A 9,323-nucleotide genomic window follows, 5' to 3' on the forward strand; every position below is an offset into this window, starting at 1 on the left:
TAAAGTCTGTCCGCCGAGGAGGCTATTGAATGACAACGAATCTCACCCGAAACGAAGCGCAGAATCGGACACAGCTGCTCGAAGTCGATACGTACACCGTTCACATCGATGTCAGCAACGCCGAGACCGATGACCAGACCTACCTCTCCCGCACCGTCGTCGATTTCACCGCTCGTTTCGTCGATTCGACATTCATCGACCTCATCGCCGATTCCGTCACCTCTGTGCAGATCAATGGTGAGATGCTCCCTCCCGCCGAGGTGTTCGACGGTGCTCGTGTCACGTTCCCCGTCCGCGCCGGCCGCAACAGCCTGACCATCGAGGCGCAGGCTCGCTATTCGACTTCGGGCGAGGGACTGCATCGCTTCACCGATCCTGCCGACGGCAAGGTCTACCTCTATACGCAGTACGAGCCCACCGATGCCCGGCGAGTGTTCGCGAACTTCGATCAGCCCGACCTCAAAGCCGAGTTCATCTTCTCCGTGACCGCGCCCGCCCATTTCCAGGTCCTGTCGAACCGCGGCGAGGCGAGCACGGAACCGGGGCCGGGACCGCGCACGGGACAGACCGGTGACTCCACCTCGGCGGGAGTCGTCACCCACCATTTCGAGCCGACTCTCCCGCAGTCGAGCTACATCACCTGCATCACCGCGGGCCCGTACGAGGGCGCGCGGGACGAATGGAAGGATCCGCGCACCGGGCAGACGGTGCAGCTGGGCGCGTGGACGCGGGCCAGCCTCGTCGATCATCTCGATGCCGACGACATCTTCTCGATCACGAAGTCCGGCCTGAACTTCTTCACCTCCGAATTCGACTACCCCTACCCGTGGGGCAAGTACGATCAGATCTTCGTCCCCGAGTACAACCTCGGGGCGATGGAGAATCCGGGACTGGTGACGTTCACCGACAGCCTGATCTTCCGCGACAAGGTCACCGACGCCCAATACGAATCGCGCGCGAACGTCATCCTCCACGAGATGGCGCACATGTGGTTCGGCGATCTCGTGACGATGAAATGGTGGGACGACCTCTGGCTCAAGGAGTCGTTCGCCGACTATATGGGCGGACTGGCACTCGCCGAGGCCACGCGCTTCACCGACGGCTGGGTGACCTTCGCCCTGCGGCGCAAGGCGTGGGCGTACACGCAGGACCTCTACCCGACAACGCACCCGATCGTCGCCGACATCCCCGATGTCGAGGCCGCGAAGCTCAACTTCGACGGCATCACCTATGCCAAGGGCGCGTCCGTGCTCAAGCAGCTCGTTGCGTTCGTCGGCCGGGAGGCGTTCTTCGCCGGATCCCGCTTGTACTTCAAGCGGTTCGAGTACGGCAACACCGAGCTCGCGGACTTCCTCGAATGCCTCGCCGAGGCGGCTCCCGACCGTGACATCGCCAACTGGGCGGGCGCGTGGCTGGGCACGTCCGGGGTGTCCGAGCTGTCCCTGCAGCTGACCACGTCCGATGCGTCGTCGGCCGGTGATTCCTCGGCAGGAGTGGGAACCCGGCCTGACGCGAACGGCGCGGGGGCTGATGCGTATGGCACGGGGTCCCGAATGCGAGTGTCCTCGAGCACGGGGGCCCGGCTGCGCGGCCCCGGCGATGCCGGTGCCGGCCAAGCCGGTGCGAGTTCGGTCGAGAACGATTCCGGGTCTGCCGGTGCCGGCGTTGACTCGGCGTCCGCGTCCACGGTCGAGCCGCCTCGGCGAAGGTCTGGGTCGGAGACGATCACGGGTGCGATCATCACTCAGGCCGATTCGGCCGAGGGTGCGGCGCTGCTGCGCCCGCATACGTTCGAGATCGCCACGCTCGGTCGGTCGGGGCGGGAGATCGTTCCGCTCGATACGTTCCGGTTCGAGTTCTCCACGGAATCCGCCGAGGTTGAGCCGCTCATCGGGCGCAGCGCCGGTGTGATCACTCTGCTCAACTACAACGATCTCGACTATGCGCGTGTGCGCCTGGATCCAGAGTCGACGGAGGCGGCGGTCACCTCGGCGTCACGGATCACCGATCCCCTGTCGCGGGCCCTCGTGTGGTCGGCTTTGGACAATGCGGTCCGCGATGGGCTCATGCCGGTGCAGAAGTACCTCAAGGCCTATGCTCGCAGCCTCGGCAAGGAGAGCCATGCGGGGATCATGGCCGGGCTCAGTCAGACGGCTCTGACCTGCATCGATCAGTGGGTGGCGGATCGGAATTTCGATGCCGCGATCACCGGCCTGCTGGGAGCGGCGCTCGATGCTCTGGCCGCGGCGAAGGCCGGTTCCGACGCTCAGCTGCATTTGGCGAACCTCGTGCTGGCGTTGACCTCGCGGACGGCGCGTTGCGCGAGCGACAGTTCGGCCGTGGCCATGGGGCGCGGATTCGCCAGTCAGATCCTCGCCGTGCCCGTCGGCGAAGAAGTCGATCGCATGTACCCGGAGGCTCCGGTCCAGGCTGATGGCGATGCTGGTGGTGCTGGTGATTCTGGTGACGCTGGTTTCGCCGGTGATGCCGGTGGTGCTGGCGGTTCCGGTGGTGCCGGCAGTTCCGGCGGCGCCGTGCATTCGACGGCGACGCTGCCGTTCCGCGGTCTCGTCAACGATCATGCGCTGCGGTGGAATGCTCTCACGGCGCTCGTATGCCTCGGTTGGGCGGATCAGACGGACATCGCGCGGGAGAACCAGTCGGATCCGAGCTCTTCGGGCCGGCTCCATGCCGAGACGGCCAGTGCTGCGCTGCCTCTGCCGATCGTCAAGATCCGCGCTTGGGAGGCCATCCGCGAGGCGGGTGCGCTGAGCAATGACGTGCTCTCAGCCATCATCTCCGGGTTCGTCGCGCCGAGCGCGCTGCCGCTCATCGAGGGCTATGTCGACGCGTATTTCGCGGGTCTGCTCGGTTTCTGGATGGACAATTCGATCGAGATCGCTCGGCGCCTGGTGCTCGGTCTCTACCCGAAGTGGTCGATCGACGAGGAAGCCGTCGTAGAGAAGACCGATGCCTGGCTGGCGGCCAACCCGGGTGCCCCCGCGGCTCTGCGCCGTCTGGTCATCGAACGCCGCGACGATCTGGCCCGCGCGGTCTTCCTCAAGTCGACGCAGAGTTCCCGTCACTGATCCACGGGTCCGCTGCGGGCCGCGGGTTCCTGCTCACGCTCGTGCAGCTGTTCTCGCCGAGGCGGCCGTTCGCTCTCCAGCGTCGATGACATCCGTGCGTTGGAAGTGCACCGGTTCCGCGCGTTCGATGCCTACCAGCTCCGCGCGTTCATTGGACACCAGTTCCGCGCGTTCGTTGTACACCGGTTCTGTGTCTTCGTTGCGCACCAGTTCCGCGCGCGTTCGATGGACACCAGCTCCGCGCGCTTCCTGCGCAGCAGACCGGTGCACTCGACATGGACGCAGATGGCCGGTGCCCCATCGCGGGGCACCGGCCATCTGTGAGCCTGTCAGCAGCACCGAACCGTCCGGCTGCTGGCTTCGGGGTCAGAGGATCCTGCGGGCTCCGGAGAATTCGTTGCCCGTATCCCACTTCTTCCAATCGGTGACGTAGACGTCCTTCGACGCGTTCGGCGAGTGGATCATCTTGCCGTCGCCGACGTACATGCCGACGTGGTGGACGGTTCCCGTAGAAGTCGAGAAGAAGAGCAGGTCTCCGGCCTTGAGGTTCGACGACGACACGGCCTTGCCGGCCTTCGCCTGGTCTCCCGAGTCGCGAGGCAGGTCGATGCCGTGGGCTTTGTAGATCGAGTAGGTGAATCCTGAGCAGTCGAATCCGTATGCGGAGACTCCGGCCCACAGGTAGCGGAGGCCGTCGAACTGCTTCGCGGTCTTCACGAGGTCTTTGCCGCTGGGCTTCTCAGGCTTCTCACCGACGTCGTAGACGTCAACATCGTCGATATCGATCCAGGCAGCCCCTCCCCCGGGGAGAGCGACACGAACATCGTCGACGTCTTGGGCGATGAGCGGCAGGTCGACGTTGAAGCTGACGTCGGCTCCGGCGTCCTTGGTGAACTCAATGCCTTCGAGTTCGCTCTTGGGCGTGGTCACAACGGCGCGGGGCTGCGCATCGCGGAGCTTTCCGAAGCGGTCGTTCTCGACCAGTTGCTTCGTCGGCAGCCAGCCGGGGTATCCCTTCTTGTTCTTCGGGGTCTTCTGGTCCTTGACGCTGACCTTGGCCCAGCTGCCCTTGATGTCGAGGACGGTGACTTCCGAACCGTAGGTTGCCTGCGTCTCGGTCTTGCCTGTCAGGCCACGCCGCACCTCGGTGGATTTGAGGTTCTTGTTCCACTTCTTGAGGTCGACCGGATGGCTGAGGGCAGGCTTGTCCACTTTGCGCGGTGCCTTCGGGTCGGTCCACAGTGTCGCCACAGTGACATCGACGTAGGCCGTTTCGCCCTTTTCGATCTTTCCGTCGGTGATCGGTTCGAGTTCCTGGCCGGGAACGACATCAGCCGAGATGCCTGATGATTTCGCGGCGTCGGCCGAGGACAGATTACTCGACAGTGCGGGAGCACCGGCGCCGAAAACCAGTCCGACCCCAAGTGCTGCCGAAACAGCAATTTTGGTACGCATCATTTCTCTTTCGGTCTGCGGGCTGCAGGCCCGCTTGGGGGAAGTCTCCGAAGTTGCGCGAGCGCCCTCGGCGTACTGCTTTCGCTGCCGGAGCGGTCTCCCTCAAGAGGGTGATCGCACTGGCTTCGGGTCACAGCACGGTGACAATTCTACTGACTGTCTGATGACGGCCAGCATTCATGACACTGTGACAGGATAACGCGATCGGCCTGCGGTTTGAAGCCCACTTGCTCGAATCGATGCGGAGCCGAGACTTCGGCCCCGCATCGAATCGCCGGATACCACCGGATCGAGCTGCTGAGGAGGCTCTGCTCCGGTCAATACAAGTCCAACAGTTTCAGGGGCCAGGCATCAGCCGTCGGGCGCAAGGCATCGGAGGTGAGGGAGGTGAACCGACCGGCACAGAGCATCGGACGTGAGGGACGTGAGCCGACCGGCGAAAAACCTCAGGCTGCATCCGTTTCGTCCTGGAATCAGGTTTCGGCTGCTGTGTCGAGCAGTTCTGCGGCAAGGAGCTCGATCGTCTCGATTCGACCGGGATCTTCGCGCACGTCTTCGCCTTCCATTGCTCCGGCGATCGGCTGGATCATGATTTCGTCGACTTCGAAGCGCGCGGCGAGTTCCTCGAGCTGCGCGGCTGCAGATTTCGGGTCACCGATGATCCAGTTGGTCGACAGTTCTTCGCCGACCATCCGCTCACGGTCGGTCATGACCGACCGGACGTCGTCGCCTGCCAAGTGCAGTTTCTCCATGGGCCCTCCGGTGCGCAGGCGCGACATCTGGAGCAGGAATGGCTCCGAGCGCAACTGGGCTTCTTCTTCGGTGGGTGCGACGACGACGTTGGCGGTGACGAAGGTCTGCGGCTGGTCTCCGTAGCTGCCGGGGGTGAAGTTGTCGCGGTAGATCTTCATGCCGGTCGTTGCTCCGGAGGCGAAGTGGTTGGCGAAGACGTAGGGCATGCCGAGTTCGGCGGCCAGTCGAGCCGAGTACCCGGAGGAGCCGAGCAGCCACGGCAGCGGCTGGGTGCCGGGCACCGCGGCGGGGGTTGCTTTGAGTACATGTTCGCGTCCGCCGTGCAGCGGAACTCGCATCCCATCAGGCTGCATCAGGCTGAGGGTATCGATGACGTGCTGAGGGAACTGCTGCACCGGATCGATGGTGTTGCCCTCACGGTCGACCATTCGTCCTTCACCGAGGTGGCCGCGCATTGCCGCAGAAGTGACCGGGTCGGTTCCGGGCGCCCGGCCGATTCCCAGGTCGATACGATCGCCGTAGACTGCGGAAAGCAGAGCAAAGAGTTCAGCCACGGCCAGGGGCGCGTGGTTGGGAAGCATGACTCCGCCGGATCCGAGGCGGATGCGTTCGGTTCCCTGACCGAGATACATGAGCTCGGGCCCGGGCATCGTCGATGCGATGGATGGCATGTTGTGATGCTCGGCAACCCAGTAGCGGGTGAACCCGAGCCTGTCGGCAGTTTCGATGATCTGCTTCGACGCGGCAAAGGAGTCTGCGGTGGTCTGTCCCGTGCGAACAGGGATGAGGTCAAGGATGGAAAGCTTCATATCGAAGCAACAGTGTCCGCTGCGGGTTCATTCCGCTCGTGGGCAGGAGCACACATCGGCTGCGCGGACGAGCACTCGAGTGGTCGAGCGGACGAGCAGTCGAGCAGCCCAGCGGTCCAGCGGTCGCCGTTTCCGGCAACGCCCCCGGGGCGGATATCGGCCGACGCGAAGGCAGGCGTCCGGCCGACTCGCCGCCGGCGCTCACCCGAAGAGGGTCTCTCCGATCTCGCGCGCGATGAAGCGGGCGTGGAGGATCGGTTTTCTTTCGGGGTCGAATGAAGCCGGCGGCACCCACGCCGGTCGCCCATCCAAGAGCGTTATGCAGAACCAATCGGATTTGTCGATCAGGTGGTGGTGAGCCGAGCAGACCAAGGTGAGGTTGTTGACGTCGGTCTTGCCTTTGTCGGCCCACGGGACGATGTGGTGGGCTTCGCACCAGCCGGGAGGAGTGTCGCATCCGGGGAAGGTGCATCCTTGGTCGCGACTGGCGAGGACAGCCAGCTGTTTCTCAGTTGCCAATCGTCGTTCGGTTGCCAGCGCCATCGACTTGGCCTTCTCTCCCATGAGGTGAAAGAAGACCGAGCCGTTGAGCCCTTCGAGTGCCGCAGAGGTGATCGGGAATGGCGCTTCGGCTCCGGTCACCGCTTTGCCGGTCTGCTTGGCAAGGTCCTCGGCCTTGGCCGTGACGACCAGGGCGTAGGCAGCGCCGGCCTTGATGCGGTTCATCTCGATTCCGCCGATGAGACTGGAGAAGCGTTCGTAGATGCGGCGACGCACGCTCGGCTGCTGTTCGGCCATTGAGACTAGTGAGCCGTCTTCGCGCACTCCTGCTCCTTTGGGGGCTTCTCCGGTTTCGCTGACCTGCGGCGGCGAGAAGTCGAGCGAGGGGTCTCGGCAATCGGAGCGGTCTCCGCGCAGAACCTCGGTGAAGGTGTCCACGATGGACTGGTCGCTGTCGGGTGTGTCGGCGTCGCCTCCGGTCGCGACGCCGCCGTTGTCGGTCTCGGTGACGCCGTCGTTGTCGGTGTCGGTGGCGTCGTCGTTGGACGTCGCGTCGTCGCCTCCGGTGGCCTGCCCGTCGTTGTCGATGTCCGACTTGTCGTCGGTTTTGATCCGCGAAGTGAGCAGCCCGTTGAGGACTCCACCGGTCTCTGCGTCGAGGCGACCCTTGAGAGTCCAGGTTCCGTCCTTGAGCTGGCGCAGGTTGACGTTGAAGTCCTCCCGGTCGATTGTGTCTTTGGGTTCCTGCCCGTCGGGGTCGATCCAGCCGAGGATCTCCTCGAAGAGAGCGTGGATGTCGCGCACACGGACGGACGGCGCTTTCTCCACGAGCAGGCGTTCGGCCTTGAGCCGATCGTCTTCGGAGATCCTCGGCGACAGACTCTTCAGGCATTTGATGATCGTCGACGCTTGGTTGGAGGACAGGATGCCATCGCGCAGAGCCGCCGATAGCGTCGGGAACTCAGGCTCGATCGATTCTCCGCTCATGGCAGTGCGCTTACCGAGGTGTTCGGCAAGGTGGGTGCGGCGGTAGGCCTCCTGGGAGGACACGTTCAGGCGGTGCTGGACCAGCGCCCGTGTCGACTTGGCTCCGTAGTCGCGGGGAGTCCCGACCCGCTCGAATATCGACAGTGTGACGACCGACAGCGATTCGGTCAGGCGATTGAGCGTCTCAAGGCCGTCGAGCATGATCACGGCGTCGTCAGGACCCATGGGACGGGTGAAATCATGGAGTTCGCCCAGCAGGCTCTGCAGCATTTCGGCGCTGTCGGTGACTTCAGGAGCAATGTGTTTGAGGTCCGACCAGCGATAGTCGTCGAGCAGAGGGTGCGGGTGCGCTGCCCCGCCGGAGTTCACGGTCCCTGTGTCCTCGGCTCCCGTGGCCTCAACCGCTGCGTTCTCCACCGCCAGGCTTTCTGCCACGGCCCTGTGTCGCTCGGCGCGCTCCGCTTCCGCCGCGAGATCGGCTTCCTGTTCTCGCAGCTTCTGTTCGTCGAACCGCGCGAAACGAGCGTCCAATTCCGCGCTTTCGCGCTCGAGTTCCTCCCGAAGCCGCTCCGCTTCGAGCTCCTCACGCGCCTCGCGCTCTTCTCGCGCTGCACGCTGCTCTGGGGTCTCCCCTTCTTCGCGTTTCTTCTTCATCCACGCAGCCTGGCGCGCTTCGATCTCCTCGATGCACGCTTTGACCTCCGCTTCGGTCTGGGGTCGGCTGCGCCTGCGTGTCCACAGACCTTCTCCTTCGCGGAAGTCGCTTCCCTGCAGCGTCGACTGGCTCGAGGCCGAGGCTGCGTCGTCGGGATCGGACTCATCCGGCTCTTCGGCGATGGCATCGAAGCGGTCGGCAAGCGGGTGTCCGGTCAGGTCGAGACCGGCCTGCTCAAGAAGCTCCCGATAGGTCTGGCCGGAGGTGCTCTTCTCTCCAGGGGGTGTGGGTGCTGGGGAATCGGATTTGTGCGCGTCAGAGGCAGCTGGTTGAGCTGCATCGTCGCTCTGATTTTCGTGCCTACGGTCGGGGATGAGAGCCATGTTCTCTGTGTCCGTTCATCATCGTTGATGTCTTCGGCTACTTATATTCTAATCCCGGAATCGAACGGAGTCCATAGTTAAGTACGATTTATTTGAGATTATTTTCTTGATGTTCGAGTATGTCCGATTTCAAACGCGTCAGCGATGTTCATGTGCGAAGCAGTCGTGAGACCTGAGATTCGTGGATCTTGCTGTCATTTCACCTCAGCCGCTGCTCACCGTCGCCCGTTGCTGCTCATGACCGCCCATTGCCATGGTCCACCGTCGAGCGAGTGGCTTCAGCCTACGGGTCGCTCCTGACATGAGAACCCCAGCCGCCAACCACAGCAATCGCTTCGTAGCCATCCAGCCACAGCAACCGCTCCGCATCTCGCCAACCACAGCAACCGCCCCGTACCCATCCAGCCGCGGCCCCGCCGCAGGAGCTTCCACCAGTCGCTTCCCGGTGCGAGCCGCGCGATGTTCCCGTTGGCTCACGGTCACATGCATCGCAGAGTTTGCCGTTTCTGCAAATTGTCTTGCGCACCGGAGAACAAGAGGACCACACTCAAGTTGGCATCAAACTGGGGTGTCATGATTTGAGTAGACAGCAGAACCCGATGAAAGGAAACTGCTGCACATGACTACCAACCAATCCCCGCGGCGGCCCCGCAGAGAGTTCACCTCGGAGTTCAAGGCCGACGCCGTCGCG

The 9,323-nt window shown here is 63.6% G+C and carries 5 protein-coding genes; 1 reads left to right on the top strand and 4 read right to left on the bottom strand.

All coding sequences use genetic code 11. From position 1 onward, the window contains the following. Positions 1-29: 29 nt before the first annotated feature. The gene (gene pepN, locus EB836_RS08080) at positions 30-3,089 is read left to right on the top strand and encodes an aminopeptidase N (protein WP_135539234.1); all 3,060 of its coding nucleotides are present in this window, start codon (positions 30-32) and stop codon (positions 3,087-3,089) included. Between the two features lie 33 nt (positions 3,090-3,122). On the opposite strand, the gene EB836_RS18160 is transcribed toward pepN, so the two are convergent. The 4 genes from EB836_RS18160 to EB836_RS08095 all read right to left on the bottom strand — a co-directional run bounded on the left by EB836_RS18160 (position 3,123) and on the right by EB836_RS08095 (position 8,632). Then, positions 3,123-3,296, bottom strand: coding sequence for a hypothetical protein (locus tag EB836_RS18160; RefSeq protein WP_167854397.1), 174 nt, complete (start codon positions 3,294-3,296; stop codon positions 3,123-3,125). A gap of 159 nt (positions 3,297-3,455) precedes the next feature. Next, complete coding sequence (locus EB836_RS08085) at positions 3,456-4,547, bottom strand: C40 family peptidase (RefSeq protein ID WP_240689716.1); 1,092 nt, start codon at positions 4,545-4,547, stop codon at positions 3,456-3,458. Between the two features lie 470 nt (positions 4,548-5,017). After that, a complete protein-coding gene (locus tag EB836_RS08090; protein ID WP_135539236.1) occupies positions 5,018-6,106 on the bottom strand; it encodes an MsnO8 family LLM class oxidoreductase in 1,089 nt (362 codons plus the stop codon). Positions 6,107-6,307: 201 nt separating this feature from the next. Next, positions 6,308-8,632, bottom strand: coding sequence for an HNH endonuclease signature motif containing protein (locus tag EB836_RS08095; protein WP_135539238.1), 2,325 nt, complete (start codon positions 8,630-8,632; stop codon positions 6,308-6,310). Positions 8,633-9,323: the final 691 nt, after the last annotated feature.

Source organism: Brevibacterium sp. S111, assembly GCF_004745075.1.
Lineage (GTDB): Bacteria > Actinomycetota > Actinomycetes > Actinomycetales > Brevibacteriaceae > Brevibacterium.

What these genes read in the sequence shown, in the direction of transcription:
- pepN (WP_135539234.1), top strand. Translation starts at nt 30, where the DNA reads ATGACAACGAATCTCACCCGAAACGAAGCGCAGAATCGGACACAGCTG.
- EB836_RS08085 (WP_240689716.1), bottom strand. Translation starts at nt 4,547, where the DNA reads ATGATGCGTACCAAAATTGCTGTTTCGGCAGCACTTGGGGTCGGACTG.
- EB836_RS08095 (WP_135539238.1), bottom strand. Translation starts at nt 8,632, where the DNA reads ATGGCTCTCATCCCCGACCGTAGGCACGAAAATCAGAGCGACGATGCA.
- EB836_RS08090 (WP_135539236.1), bottom strand. Translation starts at nt 6,106, where the DNA reads ATGAAGCTTTCCATCCTTGACCTCATCCCTGTTCGCACGGGACAGACC.